Source organism: Xanthomonas euvesicatoria pv. euvesicatoria, assembly GCF_020880415.1.
GTDB classification, from domain to species: domain Bacteria; phylum Pseudomonadota; class Gammaproteobacteria; order Xanthomonadales; family Xanthomonadaceae; genus Xanthomonas; species Xanthomonas euvesicatoria.
In genome coordinates this window covers 1-20,684 of sequence record NZ_JAJIUJ010000067.1, presented here as the reverse complement: position 1 = coordinate 20,684, position 20,684 = coordinate 1, and the positions used below count along the sequence as shown (strand labels likewise).

At 66.2% G+C, this 20,684-nt stretch carries 15 protein-coding genes and 1 pseudogene; 9 read left to right on the top strand and 7 right to left on the bottom strand.

Annotation, left to right across the window (positions count from 1 at the left end; all coding sequences use genetic code 11):
- Nucleotides 1-9 precede the first annotated feature (9 nt).
- The 6 genes from LN450_RS10860 to LN450_RS10835 form a co-directional block, all read right to left on the bottom strand.
- The gene (locus LN450_RS10860) at nucleotides 10-2,163 is read right to left on the bottom strand and encodes a methyl-accepting chemotaxis protein (protein ID WP_011348072.1); all 2,154 of its coding nucleotides are present in this window, start codon (nucleotides 2,161-2,163) and stop codon (nucleotides 10-12) included.
- 65 nt (nucleotides 2,164-2,228) lie between these two features.
- Entirely contained in the window at nucleotides 2,229-4,238 is a 2,010-nt protein-coding gene (locus LN450_RS10855) for a chemotaxis protein CheA (protein ID WP_011348071.1), read from the bottom strand.
- 18 nt (nucleotides 4,239-4,256) lie between these two features.
- The gene (locus LN450_RS10850; RefSeq protein WP_003488096.1) at nucleotides 4,257-4,586 is read right to left on the bottom strand and encodes an STAS domain-containing protein; all 330 of its coding nucleotides are present in this window, start codon (nucleotides 4,584-4,586) and stop codon (nucleotides 4,257-4,259) included.
- Between the two features lie 470 nt (nucleotides 4,587-5,056).
- Nucleotides 5,057-8,521 (bottom strand): transcription-repair coupling factor, encoded by a 3,465-nt coding sequence (mfd, locus tag LN450_RS10845; protein WP_011348070.1) that lies wholly within the window; start codon nucleotides 8,519-8,521, stop codon nucleotides 5,057-5,059.
- A gap of 413 nt (nucleotides 8,522-8,934) precedes the next feature.
- Nucleotides 8,935-9,477 (bottom strand): GNAT family N-acetyltransferase, encoded by a 543-nt coding sequence (locus LN450_RS10840; protein ID WP_003488532.1) that lies wholly within the window; start codon nucleotides 9,475-9,477, stop codon nucleotides 8,935-8,937.
- Between the two features lie 370 nt (nucleotides 9,478-9,847).
- Complete coding sequence (locus tag LN450_RS10835) at nucleotides 9,848-10,756, bottom strand: 23S rRNA (adenine(2030)-N(6))-methyltransferase RlmJ (protein WP_011348069.1); 909 nt, start codon at nucleotides 10,754-10,756, stop codon at nucleotides 9,848-9,850.
- Between the two features lie 177 nt (nucleotides 10,757-10,933).
- On the opposite strand from LN450_RS10835, the gene creB reads away from it, so the two are divergent.
- Nucleotides 10,934-11,638, top strand: coding sequence for a two-component system response regulator CreB (creB, locus tag LN450_RS10830; RefSeq protein ID WP_008576101.1), 705 nt, complete (start codon nucleotides 10,934-10,936; stop codon nucleotides 11,636-11,638).
- Between the two features lie 48 nt (nucleotides 11,639-11,686).
- Nucleotides 11,687-13,135 carry a two-component system sensor histidine kinase CreC gene (creC, locus tag LN450_RS10825; protein WP_011348067.1) on the top strand — a complete coding sequence of 483 codons (1,449 nt, stop codon included), beginning with the start codon at nucleotides 11,687-11,689 and terminating at the stop codon, nucleotides 13,133-13,135.
- Nucleotides 13,136-13,259: 124 nt separating this feature from the next.
- On the opposite strand, the gene LN450_RS10820 is transcribed toward creC, so the two are convergent.
- Complete coding sequence (locus tag LN450_RS10820) at nucleotides 13,260-14,072, bottom strand: C1 family peptidase (protein ID WP_011348066.1); 813 nt, start codon at nucleotides 14,070-14,072, stop codon at nucleotides 13,260-13,262.
- Nucleotides 14,073-14,492: 420 nt separating this feature from the next.
- On the opposite strand from LN450_RS10820, the gene creD reads away from it, so the two are divergent.
- The 7 genes and pseudogenes from creD to LN450_RS10785 all read left to right on the top strand — a co-directional run.
- Complete coding sequence (gene creD / locus LN450_RS10815; protein WP_011348065.1) at nucleotides 14,493-15,812, top strand: cell envelope integrity protein CreD; 1,320 nt, start codon at nucleotides 14,493-14,495, stop codon at nucleotides 15,810-15,812.
- Between the two features lie 7 nt (nucleotides 15,813-15,819).
- Entirely contained in the window at nucleotides 15,820-16,242 is a 423-nt protein-coding gene (locus LN450_RS10810; RefSeq protein ID WP_011348064.1) for a hypothetical protein, read from the top strand.
- Between the two features lie 43 nt (nucleotides 16,243-16,285).
- Complete coding sequence (locus tag LN450_RS10805) at nucleotides 16,286-16,888, top strand: GNAT family N-acetyltransferase (protein WP_041855144.1); 603 nt, start codon at nucleotides 16,286-16,288, stop codon at nucleotides 16,886-16,888.
- Nucleotides 16,889-17,012: 124 nt separating this feature from the next.
- The gene (locus tag LN450_RS10800; RefSeq protein ID WP_011348062.1) at nucleotides 17,013-17,897 is read left to right on the top strand and encodes a carbon-nitrogen hydrolase family protein; all 885 of its coding nucleotides are present in this window, start codon (nucleotides 17,013-17,015) and stop codon (nucleotides 17,895-17,897) included.
- A gap of 21 nt (nucleotides 17,898-17,918) precedes the next feature.
- A complete protein-coding gene (locus LN450_RS10795) occupies nucleotides 17,919-19,010 on the top strand; it encodes a DUF3616 domain-containing protein (RefSeq protein ID WP_008576092.1) in 1,092 nt (363 codons plus the stop codon).
- 67 nt (nucleotides 19,011-19,077) lie between these two features.
- Nucleotides 19,078-20,481 carry a glutamate--tRNA ligase gene (gltX, locus tag LN450_RS10790; protein ID WP_042841456.1) on the top strand — a complete coding sequence of 468 codons (1,404 nt, stop codon included), beginning with the start codon at nucleotides 19,078-19,080 and terminating at the stop codon, nucleotides 20,479-20,481.
- 13 nt (nucleotides 20,482-20,494) lie between these two features.
- Nucleotides 20,495-20,684: pseudogene (locus tag LN450_RS10785) on the top strand (transcriptional repressor); the annotation flags it as partial.

The following is a 20,684-nucleotide window of genomic DNA, read 5'->3' as shown; positions in this document are numbered from 1 at the left end:
GTCGGCTCCTCAGAAGCTGGCGAATTGCGATTCGTCGATCGCATCGGCGGTGGCGGCGACCGCACTGAGCTGGCGCACGTTGGTGCGTCGTGGCTGCGCGCTGCTCACCGTGGCAGGCGCATGCGCGGCGATCCTGCGCGGACCCTGCCTGTTGCTGCCCGACGCGGCGCGGCCGCCATTGCCCAGCCGGAAGAAGCCCATCAGCTGCTGCAGCTGTTCGGCCTGCGCGCTCATCTCTTCCGAGGTGGCGGCCAGTTCTTCGGCATTGGCGGCGGCCGATTGGGTGGTCTGGTTCAATTGCCCCACGGCGGTGTTGATCTGGCTGACACCGGCGGTCTGTTCTTCGGAAGCGGCGGCGATTTCCTGCACCAGGTCGGAGGTGCGGCGGATCGAAGGCACCATCTCGCCGAGCACGCGGCCGGCGCTTTCGGCCAGTTCCACGCTGGAGCCGGCCACTTCGCCGATTTCCTGCGCAGCGATCTGGCTGCGCTCGGCCAGTTTGCGCACTTCGGCGGCGACCACCGCAAAGCCCTTGCCGTGTTCGCCGGCGCGCGCGGCTTCGATGGCGGCATTGAGCGCCAGCAGGTTGGTCTGATACGCGATGTCGTCGATGATGCCGATCTTCTTGGCGATGTCCTTCATCGCCACCACGGTGGCGCGCACGGTGTCGCCACCGTCGGCCGCTTCGCTGGCCGCCTTGGCCGCCATGCTGTCGGTGACGCGCGCGTTTTCGGTGTTCTGCGCGATGGAGGCGGTCATCTGCTCCAGCGAGGCGCTGGTTTCTTCCACGCCGGCCGCCTGTTCGCTGGCGGCCTGGGCCAGCGCCTGCGCGGTGGCGCTGACCTCTTCCGACGCACTGGCCAGGTTTTCGGCGTTGCGGTTGACCTCATCGACGATCTCGGTGAGGCGGCTCATGGTGGTGTTGACGTAGCGCTGCATGTCGGCGAAGGCGCCTTCGTAGCGGCCTTCCACGGTGTGGGTGAGGTCGCCTTCGGCCATCGCGCCCATGACCTGGATCACTTCGGAAATGCTGCGCAGGTTGCCGCGCGCGCGCTCCACGGTGTCGTTGATGAAAGCCTTCTTGCCCGGCAGCTGCGCCAGCGGTGCATCGAAGTTACCGCGGCCGAATTCGGCCACCACGCCCATCGCCAGCTTCTTGACCGCGATATGCGCGCCCACCATCTGGTTGATGCCCAGCGCCATGCTGCGGAAGTCGCCATCGAAGCGGCTGCTGTCGATGACCACGTCGATATCGCCGGCTTCATGTTCGGCCGACATGTGGTTGATCTCGGCGATCAGGCCGGTGAGGTTGCCGCGTACCTGTTCGATGGTGTCGTTGATGAAGCGCTTCTTGCCCGGCAGCAACGGCAGCTGTGCGGTGAAGTTGCCGCGGCCGAATTCGCTGACGCAGGCAATGGCTTGCTTCTTGACCGCGATATGGCTGGCCACCATTGCGTTGATGCCTTCGGCCATGCGACGGAAATCGCCGGTGAAGCGCTGGGTGTCGATGACCACATCGATATCGCCGGCATCGTGCTCGGCCGACATGCGATTGACCTCGGCGACCATGCCGGTGAGGTTGCCGCGGATCTGGTCGACGATCTCGTTGATGAAGGCCTTCTTGCCCGGCAACCGTTCCAGTTCGGCGGAGAAGTTCCCGCGACCGAACTCGGCTACACAGGCCATCGCCTGCTTTTTCACCGCGATATGGCTGGCCACCATGCGGTTGATGCCGTCGCCCATTGCGCGGAAATCGCCTTCGAAGCGCGCCACGTCGATGCGCGCGTCGATCTCGCCGGCATCGTGTTCGCGCGAAACGCGATTGATTTCCTCGTTGACATGGCGGATGCCGCTCTGCACCTTGCGCAGCCCGCGCAGGACATCGCTGGCCTGGTCGTCGCGCACCTGCGGCAGCGCCACATCGAAGTTGCCGCGCGAGAACGCGTCCAGCGTGGTGGTGGCCATCTCCAGCGACGCGCTGGCGATACGGATTGCCCAGACCAGCAAGGCGCCGCTGATCAATGCTGCAACCAGGCTGGCGCCCAGCAAGGCCGCGTGCGAGAGCGCCAGCGCCACGCCGGCGACGACCACGACAACGGGCAGGGCGATTGCAAGCGCGGCGGTGAACCACAACTGCGTAGCGATCGGTAGACGGTGTGACATGACGGTAGCTTCCTGGGGTCAGGTAACGACAAACGACGGTTCGGACGGAGCGATGGCGCGGGCGTTCAGGCCGCCAACGCGTCCTGGTTGGGATGCAACTGCTGAATCAGGCTGGGCACATCCAGAATCAATGCGACATCGCCGCTTCCCAGAATGCTCGAGCCGCTGATGCCTTTGACCTGCGCGAACACCTTGGACAGCGGCTTGATCACCGTCTGCCATTCGCCGAGCAGGGTGTCCACCACCAGGCCGAAGCGCTGTGCGCCCTGCCGGATCACCACGATGCTTTCGCGCGAGGGCGTCTTGCCGCCCAGCGCGAACAGTTCGCGCAGGCGCACGTAGGGCAACACGCTGCCGCGCAGGTCGATGTAGTCGCTGGCGTAGTCGGGGGTGAACTCCACGCACTCTTCGACCACGTCCAGCGGCACCACGAAGACCGATTTGCCCACGCCGACCTGGAAGCCGTTGATGATGGCCAGCGTCAGCGGCAGGCGCACCGAGATGGTGGTGCCCACGCCGGCGGTGCTGTCGATCTCGACCGTGCCGCGCAGTGCGGTGATGTTGCGCTTGACCACGTCCATGCCCACGCCGCGCCCGGACAGATTGGTGACCTTTTCCGCCGTGGAGAAACCCGGTTCGAAGATCATCGCGAAGACGTCGCGGTCGCTGAGTTGGCGGCCTGGTTCGATCAGGCCACGTTCGAGTGCCTTGGCCAGGATGCGGTCGCGGTTCAAGCCGCCACCGTCGTCGGTGATCTGGATGACGATGCTGCCGGAGTCGTGATATGCGTTGAGCCCGACGGTGCCGCGCGCAGGCTTGCCGCGCGCCACGCGCACCTCGGCCGGTTCGATCCCGTGGTCCATCGCGTTGCGCACCAGATGGGTGAGCGGGTCGCCGATCTTTTCCACCACCGACTTGTCCAGTTCGGTGTCTTCGCCTGCCACCACCAGCGCGATGTCCTTGCCCAGTTCGCGCGCCACGTCGTGCACCACGCGCTGGAAGCGGCTGAAGGTGCCGCCGATCTTGACCATGCGCAGCTGCAACGCGCTTTCGCGCACGTCTTCGACCAGGCCAGCCAGGATCGAGGCCGATTCCAGCAACTGCGCATCGCCGGTGCGTTGCGCATTGGCACTCGTGCTGGACACGGCGATGATGAGTTCGCCGACCAGATCGATCATGCGATCGAGCTTGTCGGCATCCACGCGGATGGAACGCGCGTCGGCGCTGCGCGCGGCAGCGTCCGGCGCGGCACGGCCTGGGGCCGAAGCGGCGCTGGGTACTGCAGCAAGCGGCTTGTTCGGCGTGGGGCTGGCTGCCGCTTCGGCGCTGAGCAATTCAGCGGCGTCGGATGGCGCCGGAACCGACACGATCTCCAGATCGCAATCTTCGCGGACGAATTCGAACACCTCTTCGATGGCGGCGCGGTCGGCATCGCTGCGCAGCAGGATCTGGAAGCCCAGGTAGTTGGCTTCCGGATCGAGGTCGTCGAATGCCGGCAGCTGGCTGATATCGGTGGTGATCGATTCGACCGAGCCCAGGCTGCGCAGGTTGCGAATCAGCTTGAGCGGCGAATTGCCGAAGCGCAGTGCGTCGGCGAACAGTTTCAGGGTGATCCGCCAGTAACCACTCTGCTTTTCCGGTGCGCCTTGCGCAACCGCGGCTGCAGTGACGCCGCAGGCGCTGCGTTGCAGATACGTCTGCAATTGCGCCAGCAGCGGTTCGGCTTCGGCGGCCAGCGCGACCGGGTCGGCGTGGCTCGGGTCTGCGGCGGTTTCCACCAAGGCATGGATATGGTCGCAGCACACCAGCAGCAGCCCGATCAGTTCCGAGCTCAAGCTCAGCGCTTCGTCGCGTACCAGATCCAGCACGCTCTCCACCACATGGGTGAAGCCGACCAGCTGCGGCAGGTCGAACAGGCCGCCGGAGCCCTTGATGGTGTGCGCGGCGCGGAAGATGGCATTGACCGCATCCGGCGACGGTTCGCCGCGCTCGGCTTCGAGCAGATGCCGTTCCATGTCTTCGAGCAGGTCCCGGCTCTCGGCCAGGAAGGTCTGCATCAGCTGGTTCATGTCCATGCGCGCGTCACCAGTCCGTTAGTGAATTCGTTCGCCCAGGCCTGCAACCGCATGCGGGTACAGGGCCTCGAGCAGGCCGAGCAGCTCGATGACATCGACCACCGCACGGCTGGAATCGGTCAACGAAAACGGCCGGCCATCGGCCTGGATCGCCTGCTTGGTGGCCAGCAACAATTGCAGGCCGGTGGTATCGATCTCGCTGACGGCGGCCAGGTCCAGATGCAATCCACCCGGATGCAGCAAGGCCGGCTGCAGCAACGGCTTGAGCTCGGCCGCGCGACGAATGGTCATCTCGCCCTCCAGGGCAAGGGTCAGCGGCGCGGGTAGATCGGACAGTGGCGTGTTCATTGGTGCCTCAAGCGGTGCGATGGCGCACGGGTGCGTACCATGGCCTGGGAAGGTCGCAACGGCCTGGACGGGTGTGAGCAGCGCTGCACACGGGCCATGCCGGTCTATGCAGGTATCGGCGCCTTTTGGAAATATTTAGGCAAAATTCAGCGCAATGACGGATTTGCGAAACCCGTCACCGCCTGTGGATTAATTGCTCAGCTTTGTCGGAAGCAGGCTCAGGGGGACTGTTCGAGCCTGTCCCGTCGGACAGTTCGCCCCGTTCCGGCACGGCGTTGCAGGTGACGCCCCGGCTTCGCGCGCGTGAAGCACCGGCGGGCGCTTTTATCCAAACCGGATGCGCGGCGCGCGTGCTGCGGTAGTCATGACGGGCAAATGCGACCAGGCGGTGGATTGCCCGCCTGCCTGGTCGCGTTTTATACGTGGTGATCGTGCTCGGTGCGGTCGCCGCTTGCCGGCGCCGCAGCGCTTCAGCCCGGTGACAATGCCGCCAACAGGCCGCGTGCCGCATTGAAACGGTCGGCGCCTTCGGGCATCGGCAGTTTGATGCGCAACTTGTCCGGGCCATCCATCGTGTAGATCTTCGGCTGTTTCTGGATCATCTGGATGATGGTCATCGGGTCGATCGCCGGCTTGGCCTCGAACACCAGCCGCCCGCCGTTTTCGCCCAGGTCCAGCTTGCGCACGCCCAACGCATTGGCCTGCAGCTTGAGCTCGGCGATGGCAAACAGATGCTTGACCGGGTCCGGCAGCAGACCGAAGCGGTCGATCATCTCCACCTGCAGTTCGCGCAGCGCATCGGGGTCGCGTGCGCTGGAAATGCGCTTGTACAAGGTCAGGCGCGTGTGCACGTCGGGCAGATAATCCTCGGGAATCAGCGAGGCCACGTGCAGTTCGACGTCGGCACCGCGCACTTCTTCGCCGGCATCCAGGTCAGGCAGCTTGCCCTGGCGGATGCTGCGCACTGCGCGCTCGAGCAGTTCGGTGTAGAGGCTGAAACCGACCTCGGCCATCTGGCCGCTCTGGTCTTCGCCCAGCAATTCGCCGGCGCCGCGGATTTCCAGGTCGTGCGTGGCCAGGGTGAAGCCGGCGCCGAGCTCGTCCATCGAGGCAATCGCTTCCAGGCGCTTTTCCGCATCGGAGGTCATCGAGCGGCGATCCGGCACCACCAGGTACGCGTAGGCGCGGTGATGCGAGCGACCCACGCGGCCGCGCAACTGGTGCAACTGCGCCAGGCCAAAGCGGTCGGCGCGGTTGATGATGATGGTGTTGGCATTGGGAATGTCGATGCCCGATTCGATGATCGTGGTCGACAGCAACACGTTGAAGCGCTGCTTCTGGAAATCCAGCATCACCCGTTCCAGCTCGCGCTCGGGCATCTGCCCATGCGCGATACCGATGCGCGCTTCCGGCACCAGTTCCGACAGATCGCGCTGCATGCGCACGATGCTTTCCACATCGTTATGCAGGAAATACAGCTGACCACCGCGACTGAGTTCGCGCTGGAAGGCTTCGCGCAGCAGCGTGTTGTCCCAGGCAGTAATGAAGGTCTGCACCGCCAGGCGGTTCGGCGGCGGGGTGGCGATGATCGACAGATCGCGCAGGCCGGCCATGGCCATGTTGAGCGTGCGCGGGATGGGCGTGGCGGTGAGCGTGAGCAGATGCACATTGGCACGCATCGCCTTGAGCGCTTCCTTCTGGCGCACGCCGAAGCGCTGTTCTTCGTCGACCACGACCAGGCCGAGATCCTTGAACTTCACATCCGGCTGCAACAAGCGGTGCGTGCCGATGATCACGTCGATCTCGCCGCTGGCGACCTTTTCCAGTTCGGCCTTGATTTCCTTGGTGCTCTTGAAGCGCGACAGCACTTCCACCTTCATCGGGTAATCGGCGAAGCGGTCGCGGAAATTGCGGTAGTGCTGTTCGGCCAGCAATGTGGTCGGCACCAGCACGGCGACCTGTTTGCCGGCGCTGGCGGCGGCAAACGCCGCACGCACCGCAACCTCGGTCTTGCCGAAGCCCACGTCGCCGCACACCACGCGGTCCATCGGTTGGCTGCTGCCCAGATCGCGCAGCGTCGCATCGATGGCGGCCAACTGGTCGCCGGTTTCCTCGAACGGAAATCCGGCCGCGAACGGCTCATACATTGCGCGGTCCACCTGCAACGCCAGGCCGGCGCGTGCACGGCGACGTGCCTGGATCTCCAGCAGTTCGGCGGCCACGTCGCGCACCTTCTCGGCAGCCTTGCGCTTGGCACGGGTCCATTGCTCGCCGCCCAGCGAATGCAGCGGCGCGGTCTCGGCCGAGGCGCCGGAATAACGGCTGATCAGGTGCAACTGCGCCACCGGCACATAGAGCCGGTCGCCCTTGGCGTATTCGATTTCCAGGAACTCGCCGGGCATGCCGCCGGCATCGAGCACGATCAGCCCGCGGTAACGGCCCACGCCGTGATCCTCGTGCACAATCGGCGCGCCTTCGGACAGTTCGCCCAGGTCGCGGATGATCGCTTCCGGCTCGCGTCCGACCCGACGCGTGCGGCGCGGCTGATTGGCCCGCTCCGGGAACAGCTGGCGCTCGGTCAGCAGCGCAATCTGCGGTTGATCCAGCGCAAAGCCGTCCTCCAGCGGCGCCACGGTGATGGCAAAACGCAGCGTGCCCGCCAGGAACGCCGGCACATCGGCGACCAGCTCCGGTTTCAACTGCGCGGCGGCCAGCACTTCCATCAAGGCTTCGCGGCGGCCGGCCGAATCGGCAGCGATCAGCACGCGGCCCGGATAATGGCTCAGGAACGTCGCCAGCGCCTGGCCGGCCGGCGCGTCCTTTGCGGCCACCGGCAGCGGCGGCAACGGTTGGTCGCCGAGCGGGGCGGCCTCATCGATGCGCGCATGATCGCTGGCCCATACTTCGATACGCGCCAGCTTGTTGAGCCGCTCGCGCAGTGCATCCGGCGATTGGTATAGCTCGTCCGGCGGCAGCAGCGGGCGCTCCACATCGTGGCGGCGCTGTTCGTAGCGGTTCTGCGCCTGGGCCCAGAAGGCGTCGGCGGCGTTGGACACGCCGGTGGCGATCACCGGCAGCACGCGCTTGTCCAGGTAATCGAACAGCGTTGCGGTCTTGGCGAAGCACATCGGCAGGTAATACTCGATGCCCGATGGCGCCAGCCCGGATTTCAGGTCCTGGTACAGCGCGCTGCGCCGGGTATCCACGTCGAAGCGTTCGCGCAGGCAGGCCAGCACGCGCTCCACGCTGGCATCGTCCATCGGCACTTCGCGGCCCGGCAGCATCTTGACCGCGTCCACCTTGTCCAGCGAGCGCTGCGATTCCGGGTCGAACACGCGGATCGAATCGATGTCCTCATCCAGCAGCTCGACGCGCAATGGCGTGTCCGCGCCCATCGGAAACACGTCCAGCAGGCCCCCGCGCACCGCGAAATCGCCCGGGTCCATCACCTGCGGCACATTGCGGTAGCCGGCGCTTTCCAGGCGACGCTTTTCCGCATCCAGATCCAGCCGCTGGCCAACGGTGAGATCGAAGCTGCCGCCGACGATGTAGCTCAGCGGCGCCAGCTGCTGCAGCAAGGTCTGCACCGGCACGATCACCACGCCGCGGGTCAGGCCGGGCAGGCGGTGCAGGGCGGCCAGCCGCTGGCTGATGATTTCCGGATGCGGGCTGAACTGGTCGTAGGGCAGGGTTTCCCAATCGGGAAACGGCACCACCGGCAGCGCCGCCTGTTCGCTGAGCAAGGCGTGCAGATCGGCTTCGATCTGGTGCGCGCTCTGGTTATCGCGTGCGATGACCAGCAACGGGCCGGCATGCGCTTCGGCTGCCCGCGCAATCGACCAGGCCAGCGCAGTCGGAGAGGACGGAGCGCGCCAGTAGGCGCGGAGCTGGCCAGACTTGGGCAGCGGCGGGGAGGGGAAGGTAGGCGACGGCATCAGCCGGCGATTTTATCAGAGCCCCCGCTGCGGCCGGTCCATCTGGTGTGAAAGGCGGTGGGGCGCGCAGGCTGACCTTGGGGGGACTGGCGTGACGTAAGCGCGGCGCGAGTTCAGGAAGCACAAAGCCGCGGTACTGGTCGATTGCGCGGTGCCCTTACCGCTTGCCGGACACGCCGTGAACCCATCCATGGGGGTTGGATGGCCGCGTCCATGCCGCCAACGGTCCCAGAATCGGCTCGGACACCGCACAATAGAGTTGGCTAGCGGCCAAATGAGAGCGGTTCGTTGCACGTACGAAAACGTACTTGCAGCGTGTCATGCGAGGGTGTGCAGGCAAGGGACTTGCAACCAGGCGAAAACTCACCCGCTTTAAACCGATTCCCCATTCCCAATTCTCCATTCCCGGCCCCTCAAGCATCCAGCTCCAACACCATCCGCACCAGCTCCGGCGACTCCGGATGCGCCTGCGGCTTGAAGCCCAGCGATTCTGCCAACTGCAGCATCGGCACATTGCTTTGCAGCACATCGCCGAACAGGCAGTCCAGGTACTTGCGCCGTGCCCACTTGACCAACTTGCGCATCAGCTGCCGTCCCAGCCCCTGGCCGGCGACGAAGCTGCTGACCAGGATGGTGTATTCGGCCTGGCGGGTGCCCGGCACCAGTGCGGCGCGCGCGACCGCGCCGACCAGCGCTTCGCCGGGCGGCAGTTGCTCGGCGGCGACCAGCACGATCTCGCTCTTGGGGTTGGGATGGGTCAGGCGCTGCACCATCTCCGGGGTGATTTCGGTGGAGGAGCGCACAAAGCGCGCGCGAATTTCCTCCGGTCCCAACAGGCTGAAGGCTCCCTGCAGCGGCGGACCATCCTCGGGACGGATCGGGCGAAGCAGAAGGGTGCGGCCATTGGGCAGGCTGAAGTTTTCATGCCAGGGAGGCATGCGATTGCGAATGGCCATGACCGGTGTTCCTTAAAGATCGGAAGATTCTGGCACCAGCCCGGCGCGCAACCGTGAATGAATCCGGTGTGCCGCCGGGGGCCGACAGGAGGTGGCAGTGCTTCTCACACAACTGTAACGAGCGGAGCCGTGAGCCGGTCGTGAGCGTGATGGGGCGCGCACTGTGGCAGCCGAGTGGACGCCGCGGGGCCGCCGGACGGCATTGGTCGCCCGGCCCGGCCTTGCTGGGACATGGGCATCCGGCGCAGCGCCCGTTTGTTTACGCTGCGCTGGAGGTGCTCGCGGCACCTGCCATGCCGCCGACGCGGTGCGCGTGGTGCGCTGCCGCCTGCCTACCCACCGCGACGGGTAGGCGAACGCGCCTGCCGGCTCAGCCGTCCTGGCGCAGCCACTCCAGCCGGGTCGAGGCGCCGGGCTCGCCCAGATGCTGCTTGAGCACCGGCAACGCCGGCGCCAGCATCTGGTCGAACTGCCAGGGCGCGTTGACGATCAGCAGCCCGCTGCCGGTCAGGCGCAGCGGCGAGTCGTCCGGGCGCACCTGCAGCTCGGCGACCAGCACCGACTTGGCCGGCAACGCGGCGGCCTTGCGCATGAACGGCTGCAGGCTGCGGCGCAGCTTGATCGGGTACCACACCATGCAGATCGCCTGCGGCCAGCGCGCCAACGCTTCGCGCACGCTATGGATGATCTGCGGGTATTCGGCGTCCTGCGATTCGTAGGGCGGGTCGATCAACACCAGCCCACGGCCGATCTTGGTTTCGCCAGCCCGTGGCGGCAGGAAGGCGCGGATGGCCGCGTAGCCGTCGCCAGCGTGCACGCGTACCCGGCTGTCCCTGGCGAACAGGGCCTTGAGCGCCTCGGCTTCGTCGGGCTGAAGTTCGCAACATGCCATGCGGTCCTGCTCGCGCAGTGCTTGCGCAGCCAGCAGCGGCGAGCCGGGGTAGTAGTTGAGCTGGATGCCGGCGGTCGGGCGGGTGGGCTTCTGGCCGGGCGTGGCGGGGCGGGCGACGGCTTGGTTGTCGGCCTGTACCGCGCGCAGATAGCGCTCGACCACCTCGGGCAAGCTGGCCTCTGCCATCAGCCGCATCACGCCGGCATCGGCCTCGTTGGTCTTGCGGCTCTCTTCGCCCCCGAGTTGGTAGCGGCCGCGCCCGGCATGCGTGTCGAGCACGAAGAACGGGGTGTCCTTGCGCTTGAGGGTGTCGATCAGGGCAAGCAGGGCGATGTGCTTGAGCACGTCGGCATGGTTGCCGGCATGGAAGGCGTGGCGATAGTTCATCGCGGCAGTGTAGAGGCTGCGGCGCGATTTGTTGCCGCCCATTGCGGGCGACGCAGCGCAAGCGCACGGTGGCGACATCCAGAGGCCGCGCGATGCCGCGAGCAATGCGGCGTGTGCGCCCGTCGTGCCACGCCATGGGGGATCACCTCGACCTGTAGGCCGTGCCCGCATGCCGGTATGCTGCGCGGCATGTCCGAGTCTGCCGCCCGCGTGCTCGTCGTCGAAGACGAAGCCGCCATTGCCGATACCGTGCTCTACGCACTACGCAGCGAGGGCTATGCACCTGAGCATTGCCTGCTGGGCCGCGATGCGCTGACGCGTCTGCGCGCCGATCCGGCCGATGTGGTGGTCCTCGATGTGGGCCTGCCGGACATCAACGGGTTCGAGGTGTGCCGCACGTTGCGCAGTTTCAGCCAGGTGCCGGTGATCTTCCTGACCGCGCGCAACGACGAGATCGACCGCGTGCTCGGCCTGGAGCTGGGCGCCGACGATTACATGGCCAAGCCGTTCTCGCCGCGCGAGCTGGTGGCGCGCGTGCGTGCGCGCCTGCGCCGACGCCATGCCGGCGCGCCGGCCGAATCGGGCTGGCAGCCGCACGGCGCGTTTGCGATCGACCGCGAGGGCAGCCGCATCCGCTATGGCGAGACCCTGCTGCCGCTGACACGCTACGAATACGCGCTGCTGGCAGCGTTGCTGCAGCGCCCCGGTGCGATCCTGAGCCGTGCGCAGCTGATGGACCGCGGTTGGGACGCCAGCGCCGACAGTGCCGACCGCACCGTCGACACCCATATCAAGACGCTGCGCGGCAAGCTGCGCCTGGCCGGCGTGCCGGCCGACCCGATCCGCACCCACCGGGGCCTTGGCTACGCGCTGGAGGTATAGGCATGCGCCGGCACGCATTTGGTGAACTGAGCGAGGCCGCGGGCTGACATGCGGCTTGGTCTCAAGCTGTTCCTGGGCTTCTTCCTGATCGTGGGCCTGGCCGCGTTCTTCGTGATGCGCGTGTTCGTCAACGAGGTCAAGCCAGGGGTGCGCCAGGCGATGGAATCCACGCTGGTGGATGCGGCCAATGTGCTGGCGGAAATGGCCAGTGGCGAGTTGGCTGCCGGCACGCTTGCCGATGGCCGCTTCGCGCGCAACGTGGCCAGGGCCCAGCAGCGCGACCCCAAGGCGTGGGTATGGCGCTTTCGCAAGAACACGGTGGATTACCGCGTGACCGTCACCGATGCGCGCGGCGTGGTGGTGTTCGATTCGCTGGGCCGCGACGTGGGCCGCGACAACTCGCGCTGGAACGATGTCTATCGCACGCTGCGCGGCGAATATGGCGCGCGTTCCAGCCCGGACATCGATGGCGACCCTGCCGCCACGGTGATGCATGTGGCCGCGCCGATCTACGCACCGGACGACCCCGGCAAACTGATCGGCGTGCTGACCCTGGCGCAGCCCAATCGCAGCATCGACCCGTTTATCGAAGCCAGCCAGCGCAACATCCTGCAGCGCGGCGCCTGGTTGATCGGCATTTCCGTGTTGATCGGCATCTTGATGACCTGGTGGTTGATGCGTGGCATCGGCCGGCTCAATCGCTATGCGCAGGCGGTGAGCGCCGGCATCCCGGTACCGCCGCCCAAACCGCGTGGCGATGAAATCGGCGATCTGGGCCAGGCGCTGGAAAGCATGCGTCGCAAGCTGGAAGGCAAGGCCTACGTGGAGCAGTACGTGCAGTCGCTGACGCACGAGATGAAAAGCCCGCTGGCGGCCATTCGCGGTGCCTCGGAGTTGTTGACCGAGCCACTGCCGGAGGCCGACCGCCAGCACTTCGTTGCCACCATCCGCGCGCAGGAACACCGGCTCACCGAAACCATCGACAAGCTGCTGGCACTGGCCGAGGTGGAGCAGCACGGCTGGCTGCAGAAGCGCGAGCCCATCGGTATTGATGGGCTGCTGCAGGCTGCGGCGGACGCGGTGGCGCTGCGTGCAGCGGCGGCGGGCATCACCGTGGAGGTGGACGCAGGGGCTGGCGCGCCAGGCGATCACCACGTACTGGGCGATGGGTTTCTGCTCAGGCAGGCACTGATCAATCTGCTCGAAAACGCCATCGCGTTTTCGACGCAAGACAGCCATGTGCGCCTGCAGGCGCGGCTGCGCGACGGACACTGGGAGTTGCTGGTTGAAGACCGCGGCAGTGGCGTGCCGGATTACGCGCTCGAGCGCGTCTTCGAGCGGTTCTATTCGCTGGCACGCCCGCAGACCGGCCAGCGCAGCTCCGGTCTCGGCTTGCCGTTCGTGCGCGAGGTTGCGCGCCTGCATGGCGGGGACGTGATGCTGGGCAACCGCGATGGTGGCGGTGCGCGTGCGGTGTTGCGCCTGCCGATCGGCTGAGTCGCTGCAGGCCGTTGTCGCGGCTGGTTGGCGCCGGTGGCAGCCGCGCGTTCAAGGCTGCGGCATGCGCCAGGGCACATGCCGCGCCTGCATCACTCAGCGTACGGCGCGTGGCCGCGTCGTGCTAGTACACCACGTCGGCGCCGATCACATCCTTGGCGACCACCGACCAGGACAGTTTGCCGAAGCCTTTGTTGCCCCATGCGGTGCCCCAGCTGTTTTCCACGATCAGTCCTTCGCTGTCGTAGCCCAGCGCGATGACCGCATGCCCGCCCAGGATCGGCGTCGTGGTGTCGTAATCGACCTGATTTTGGGCTGTCAGGTCTTCAAAGCCCTGGCGCACATAGAAGCCGATCGCCACCGGCGTGGAAGAGGCAAGGGCGAGCTTGATCTGTTGGATCAGGGCGCTTCCCCCATTCCCCCTGCCCGAATACAGCACGGTGTAATGGCGATACGGCGTCGGGTTCCTGGCAGCGTTGGCCCTGTCGGCGGCAGTGGGTTGGTGTTTCCAATCGTAGTTGCCCCACGAATAGTGCTGCTCGGTGTCGATGCCCTGCGCAAGCGCGATCTGCAGCGGTGCTTCCAGGGTAGAGCCTTCATCCACGCCGCCGTTGACCTGGCTGTACAGGTACATCGGGGCAAAGCGCGTCTGGGCCTGTCTGTTGGCGTTGGCATACCAACCGGTCAGGGTGTGAGCGGTCGCCCATGACACGCAGGCATCGACCTGGCCCTGGTCGCCCGGCGTGATCGCCCATGCAGTCAGGTCGACTCTGGCAGGCAGCGGTGTGCTCACGCTCGCGGTACCGAACAGCGGGGTGACCGGCTGCATCAACGACGAAGGCTTCAGGCCCATGCCGTGCACTGCCGCCTGCGCGGTGGCGGCGGTCAGGCTCAGGGCGGCGAGCAGGCAAAGGGCGAGCGAACGGTGCGAGTTCATGGAAGGCAGCTCCAGGTTAAGAGAGGAATGCAGTCGTGCGCAGTTGCCAAATCACTGCCGAGTGGGCGTGCGGCCACGGCAGCGCTGATGCAATGGCTGCGGCTCGAGACCTCATCGAAGCGCGGCGAACTGGAAGCTGCGATCAGATGAAAGGAGGGATTTGGGGCTGCGCACCTGCCCGTGCATCGTTACGCGTGAAGTGGCTGCGTGCGGCGGCCAGGCGAAGTGCTGCCGATCAAACGGAAGCCCGTTTTGGGCACGGGTGGCACTTTGGAGCGTTGAAAGCCGTATTTCGTCAATGCGTCACAGTGCCGGTCGCCGGATGTCCGGGTTGCCCACTTCACATTCGCTTCAAATTCGCCTCAAACCGCCGACACCGGCGCAGCGCACCCTGGCCACCTCCCAAGATGAGGATGGCCGATGAAATCCCTGAAACTGTTGTTGCGGTTCGCCACCATCGGCGGGCTGATCCTGCTGTTGTTGATTCCGCTGCTCCTGATCCGTGGCGCGGTGCAGGACCGCGCGCGCTACCGCGACGAGGCGGTGGAGCGGGTGGCGCAGAGCAAGGCCGGCGAGCAGCAGTTCATCGCGCCGGTGCGGGTGCTGCCGTATACCGAAGACGTGCAGGTCACCGAGCCGGACGAGCAGGGCAACCAGCGCAAGGTCTGGCGCAAGCGCGAAGGTACGCTGCTGCAAACGCCGCGTCGCCTGAAACTCAGCGGCGAAATGGTGCCCTCGGTGCGCGAGGTGGGCTTGTACCGCGTGCAGGTGTATTCCTGGAAGGCCACCTTGCATGCCGAGTACGACCCCTTCGACTACGCGGCTGCGCCGACCCGTGTGTATGGCCAGCCGTATCTGGCAATCGGTATTTCCGACGTGCGCGGCTTGGTCGGCACGCCGCGCTTGCAGGTCGATGGCCGCGCGCTGGCGCTGGAGAGCGGCGCAGGCGCACTGGCCGACCGTTCGGCGGGCATCCATGCCCAACTGGGTCCGCTGGCCGACCCGCTCGCCGGCCGGCTGCAGGACGGCAACGTGGTGGACATGCAGTTCGTGCTGGACGGCACGCGCCGGCTGGCCATCGCGCCGATCGCCGACAACAACGACATCGCCCTGCGCTCGGACTGGCAGCACCCGTCCTTCGGCGGCCGCTTCCTGCCGAATGCGCCGAGCATCGGGCCGAAGGGCTTCGATGCGAGCTGGTCGCTGTCGTCGCTGGCCACCGGTGCGCAGACCCAGTTGCAGTCCAGCCATGCGGCGCTGGATACGCTGGAAGTGCGCCTGGTCGACCCGGTGGACGTGTATACCCAGGCCGACCGCGCCAGCAAGTACGGCATCTTGTTCGTGGTGCTGACCTTCGTGGCCTTCGTGCTGTTCGAGCTGATCAAGCGCCTGCCCATCCATCCGTTGCAGTACCTGCTGGTGGGCCTGGCGCTGGCGATCTTCTTCCTGCTGCTGCTCAGCCTTTCCGAACACATCGCGTTCTGGCAGGCCTATCTGGTCTCGGCGGCGGCGTGTATCGGCCTGCAGTTCTTCTATCTGTCCGGCGTGTTGCGCAGTTGGGTCCGTGCGGCTGGCTTCTCGGTGATGCTCACCGCCTTGTACGCGGTGCTTTACAGCCTGTTGATCTCCGAGGACAACGCGCTGCTGATGGGATCGTTGCTGCTGTTCGGCATCCTGGCCAGCATCATGTGGGTCACCCGCAAGCTCGATTGGTACGAGCTTGGCAATAGCCTGCGCTGAGCCCGGCATGCTGACGCAGGCACACTTGCACCGGCGCGCGCAGCGTTTGCTGCCCGCCGGTATCGACACGGTGGCGCTGCTTCCCGCAGCGCTGCCGCACGCTTGGGAGAGCTCGGCGCTGCCGGCCTTGCCGCTGAACCGCGACAGGCGCCGCGGGGTGGTGGGCCTGCAGCTGCACGCACGCACCGCGCAGCAACTGCGCAGCGGCGGGCATGCGTTCTTGCAGGCGGCAGCGCAGCAGCACACCCGTACCGGCTACGCCCGGGCACGCAGCTATGGGCCGTGGCAACGGCTGAGCAATGGCAGCTACTGGGCACGCAGCACCAATGCGCTGCTCGGGGTACTGCTGGCCACCGACGAAGCGGCGGTGTGGTTGCTGTGGCAACAACCGCAGACCTGCGTTTGGAACCATGGTCATTGGCTGCGTTGAAGCATCGCATTGCAGCCACGCCTTGCTGGCTTACCATGGCGGCATGGCTGGCTCCTCGTTAATGGTGCAAACGGTGCGCGGCACGCAGGTGCTGCCGCATCTGGATGCGGTGGCGCAGCTGCGCATCAGCGTGTTCGGCGCATGGCCGTATCTGTACCAAGGCGATGCCGCGTACGAGCGCGACTATCTGGCGGCCTATGCGGCATCGCCGGACAGCGTCTTCGTGCTGGCGCGCGATGGCGATGCGGTGATCGGTGCATCGACCGGTTTGCCGCTGCTCGATGACAGCGACGCGTTCCACGCACCGTTCCGTGCGGCAGGCATCGATCCGGCCGGCGTGTTCTATTTCGGCGAATCGGTGCTGCTGCCGGCGTATCGCGGGCAGGGTATCGGTCATGCATTTTTCGACCGGCGCGAAGCGCATGCACGCGCGTTGGGCCGCTTTGCATCGACCGCGTTCTGTTCGGTGGAACGCGCGCCCGACGACCCGCGCCAACCAGCCGATTACCGTCCCAACGATGCGTTCTGGCGCAAACGTGGCTACGCCCCGCAGCCGGGCATGCGCGTGCACCTGCAGTGGGCGGAGTTGCAACATGGCGAGATCGACCACAGCTTGGTTGTGTGGACACGTGCGTTGTCGCAGTGAGTGCGGCCAGCGCCCTACAGCCACCGACAAGCATCACGAACGGTCTGCAAAATCGCTGCACAATGCGTTGGCGAGCTGGTCTGATTGCTTCGCCGCTTCGATCCAACACCCCAAAGGCCACCAGATGAAAATTGCCGTTGCCAAATACCCCATCGGCAAGCCAGTCGACTTCGCCGCGTTTGCGGCGCGCCAGTCGGCCCTGATCGCCGAAGCCGCCGCTGCCGGTGCGCGGGTGGTGGTGCTGCCCGAATATCTGTCGCTGGAACTGGGCGCAACGTTCGACACGCAGATTTCTGCCGGCCTGCCCGAATCGCTGGCGGCCATCCAGGCGCTGCGCGCGCCGTGGCTGGAACTGTTTGCCGGCCTGGCGCGGGAACATCGGCTGCACCTGATTGCCGGCAGTTTTCTGCTGGATCTGGGGCAGGGGCGCTACCGCAATCGCAGCGACTGGTTCACCCCGGAGGGCCTGCACGGCTGGCAGGACAAGTTGCAGCTCACCGGCTTCGAAAAGGCCACCGGGCTGATCGAGCCGGGCGAGGAACTGAAGGTGTTCGAACTGGACGGCATTCGCGCCGCGATCGCGATCTGCTACGACAGCGAGTTCCCGCTGCCGGTGCGTGCGCAATACGAGGCCGGCGCACGGTTGTTGATCGTGCCCAGCTGCACCGACACCGCCGCCGGCGCCATGCGCGTGCGCATCGGCTGCCTGGCGCGCGCGCTGGAAAACCGCGTGTTCGTCGCGCAATCGGTGACTGCAGGCCAAGCGCCGTGGAGCCCGGCGTTGGACATCAATACCGGCGACGCGGCGGTGTTTGCGCCAATGGATGTCGGCTTCCCCGCCGACGGCGTGCTGGCGCAGACCCAGGGCGAGACGGTGTGGGCACTGGCCGAGTTGGACTTTGCGGCGTTCGAGGCCAGCCGCGCGCAGGCGCAGGTGGCCAACGACCGCGATTGGCCGGGGCAGTTGGCGGCCGATGTGGTGCGTGCCAAGCTGGCCGCGTTCGGTTGATTCATCACCCACAGGTTCCCAATGGCCAAGAAAACCCTGATTCCGCATAGCGTCCGGCTCGAATTCGCGCCCGGTGCGCTGGTGCACAGCAATCTGTCCGGCGCCGCCTTCACCGACGACTGGCTGTGGGTGGCCGGCGACGAAGCCTGCGCGGTGGATCGGCTGCGCAAGCTCGATCCGGTACAGCGCGAGACGCTGCGCTTCGGCGAAGGGCAGAGCTTTCCGTTGGCGGACCTGCTGGATCTGCCGGGCGAAGACGGCGAGGAAGCCGACCTGGAAGGCATGGGCCTGTCGGACGGATTCTTGTGGGTCGTCGGTTCGCACGGCAGCAAGCGCAAGAACGCCAAGCGCGGCCGCGACGACGCTGAAAACGCCAAACGCCTGACCAAGTTGAAGCTCGATGGCAACCGCCGCTTGCTTGCCTGCCTGCCGATCGAGCAGGCGCAAGACGGCAGCCCGCAGCTGGTACGCGAAGCCGCCGACGGCCGCCGCGCACTTCGCCTCAAGGGCGATGCCAAGCACAACCAACTCACCGACCTGCTGGCCGACGACCCGCATTTCGGCCCGTTCCTGAAGATTCCCGGCAAGGACAACGGCTTCGATATCGAAGGCATCGTGGTCGATGGCCAGCGCTTGCTGCTGGGCCTGCGTGGGCCGGTGCTGCGTGGCTGGTCGGCAATGCTGGAGATCCAGGTGGAAGCGCATGGCGACCATCTGCGCCTGGCACCGCTGGACGAAGACGGCACCCTGCTGCGCAAGCACTTCCTGCAATTGGGCGGGCTGGGCATTCGCGACCTGCATTATTCCGGCGACGATCTGTACCTGCTCGCCGGGCCGACAATGGTGCTGAATGGCGAGATTCGCCTGTTCAAATGGCCGGATGCGCGCACCGTGCTGGCCGCCAACCGCGCACCGGTGCGCTTCCAGCACGACCTGCTGGAATCGGCAGTGCTGCCGCATGGCAAGGACTGCGACCGCGCCGAGGCCATCTGCAACCTGCCCAGGCACCTGGCCGGCAAGATTCCCACCTGGCTGGTGCTGTACGACGCCCCGGGTAAGGCACGCAGCGGCGGCGATTGCGTGGTGTACGGCGACCTGCTGCACAACCGCTGAGCCACGGGCCGGGCAGGGCCACGCTGCGCAAGGTAAAATCGGCCGACTCCCGTCCGCCGAGCGCTCCATGACCTGCCGCACCCGTTTCGCCCCCAGCCCCACCGGTTACCTGCACATCGGCGGCGCCCGCACCGCCCTGTATTGCTGGCTGGAGGCGCGCCACCGCGGCGGGCAGTTCGTGCTGCGCATCGAAGACACCGACCGCGAGCGCAGCACCCAGGCGGCCATCGACGCCATCCTGGAAGCGATGGACTGGCTGGGCCTGGGCTACGACGAAGGCCCGATCTACCAGACCCAGCGCATCGCGCGCTACCAGGAGGTTGCCGAGCAGTTGCTCGCGCAGGGCAAGGCGTATTACGCCTACGAAACCCGCGAAGAGCTCGACGCCATGCGCGAGGCCGCCATGGCCAAGCAGGAAAAGCCGCGTTACAACGGCGCTGCCCGCGAGCAGAACCTGCCGTATCGCGACGACCCCAACCGGGTCATCCGCTTCAAGAATCCCATCGGCGGCACGGTAGTGTTCGAGGACCTGATCAAGGGGTGCATCGAGATCGCCAACAGCGAGCTCGACGACATGGTGATCTTCCGCCCGGACGGCTTCCCCACCTACAACTTCGCAGTGGTGGTGGACGACTGGGACATGGGCATCACCGAGGTGATCCGCGGCGACGACCACATCAACAACACTCCGCGCCAGATCAATATCTACGAAGCACTGGGCGCACCGGTGCCCAGGTTCGCGCACATGCCGATGATCCTGGACGAGCAGGGCGCCAAGCTGTCCAAGCGCACCGGCGCGGCCGACGTCATGCAGTACAAGGACGCCGGCTATCTGCCGCATGCGCTGATAAATTACCTGGCGCGCCTGGGCTGGTCGCACGGCGACCAAGAGCTGTTCACCCGGCAGGAATTGCTGGACCTGTTCGACGTCAAGGACGTCAATTCCAAGGCCGCGCGCCTGGACATGGCCAAGCTCGGCTGGGTCAATCAGCACTACCTGAAGACCGACGACCCGGCCAGCATCGCCCCGCAGTTGGAATACCAGCTTGCCAAGCTCGGTGTGGACATCGCCGCCGGCCCGGCCGCCGCCGATGTGGTGGTGGCCTTGCGCGAGCGCGTGCAGACCTTGAAGGAAATGGCCGAAAAAGCCGTGGTCTGGTACCAGCCGCTGGAAACCTATGACGAAGCGGCGGTGATGAAACACCTCAAGCTTGGCGCCGAGGTGCCGCTGGGCAAGGCGCGCGAGCTGCTGGCTGCCGTGGATGCGTGGAGCGTCGAAAACGTCTCGGCTGCGCTGCACGACGCTGCTGCCGCGCTGGAACTGGGCATGGGCAAGATCGCCCAGCCGCTGCGCGTGGCCATCACCGGCACCCAGGTCAGCCCGGATATTTCGCAAACGGTGTACCTGGCCGGACGCGAGGGTGCCTTGAAACGCATCGATGCGGCACTCATCAAGATTGGAGCGGCCTGACGCCGGAGCCTGTATGACCAAGCACACCCACGCACCAGATCTCGCCTGCACTGCACCGCATCACCACGTCGACGATGCCAACGGTTTCGTGCGCGCGGTGGAGCGTGCCTGCAGCGAACGCGGCCTGCGGCTGACGCCGATCCGCGCGAACGTGCTGCGGCTGATCGCCGACGCCGGCAAGCCGGTCAAGGCCTATGAACTGC

Bases quoted from the DNA above. Each gene is read 5' to 3' on its own strand.
- LN450_RS10855 (WP_011348071.1), bottom strand. From the start codon at position 4,238: ATGGACATGAACCAGCTGATGCAGACCTTCCTGGCCGAGAGCCGGGAC.
- gltX (WP_042841456.1), top strand. From the start codon at position 19,078: ATGACCTGCCGCACCCGTTTCGCCCCCAGCCCCACCGGTTACCTGCAC.
- LN450_RS10800 (WP_011348062.1), top strand. From the start codon at position 17,013: ATGAAAATTGCCGTTGCCAAATACCCCATCGGCAAGCCAGTCGACTTC.
- LN450_RS10820 (WP_011348066.1), bottom strand. From the start codon at position 14,072: ATGAACTCGCACCGTTCGCTCGCCCTTTGCCTGCTCGCCGCCCTGAGC.
- LN450_RS10860 (WP_011348072.1), bottom strand. From the start codon at position 2,163: ATGTCACACCGTCTACCGATCGCTACGCAGTTGTGGTTCACCGCCGCG.
- LN450_RS10810 (WP_011348064.1), top strand. From the start codon at position 15,820: ATGCTGACGCAGGCACACTTGCACCGGCGCGCGCAGCGTTTGCTGCCC.
- LN450_RS10835 (WP_011348069.1), bottom strand. From the start codon at position 10,756: ATGAACTATCGCCACGCCTTCCATGCCGGCAACCATGCCGACGTGCTC.
- LN450_RS10805 (WP_041855144.1), top strand. From the start codon at position 16,286: ATGGCTGGCTCCTCGTTAATGGTGCAAACGGTGCGCGGCACGCAGGTG.
- creD (WP_011348065.1), top strand. From the start codon at position 14,493: ATGAAATCCCTGAAACTGTTGTTGCGGTTCGCCACCATCGGCGGGCTG.
- creB (WP_008576101.1), top strand. From the start codon at position 10,934: ATGCTGCGCGGCATGTCCGAGTCTGCCGCCCGCGTGCTCGTCGTCGAA.
- LN450_RS10840 (WP_003488532.1), bottom strand. From the start codon at position 9,477: ATGGCCATTCGCAATCGCATGCCTCCCTGGCATGAAAACTTCAGCCTG.
- mfd (WP_011348070.1), bottom strand. From the start codon at position 8,521: ATGCCGTCGCCTACCTTCCCCTCCCCGCCGCTGCCCAAGTCTGGCCAG.
- creC (WP_011348067.1), top strand. From the start codon at position 11,687: ATGCGGCTTGGTCTCAAGCTGTTCCTGGGCTTCTTCCTGATCGTGGGC.
- LN450_RS10850 (WP_003488096.1), bottom strand. From the start codon at position 4,586: ATGAACACGCCACTGTCCGATCTACCCGCGCCGCTGACCCTTGCCCTG.
- LN450_RS10795 (WP_008576092.1), top strand. From the start codon at position 17,919: ATGGCCAAGAAAACCCTGATTCCGCATAGCGTCCGGCTCGAATTCGCG.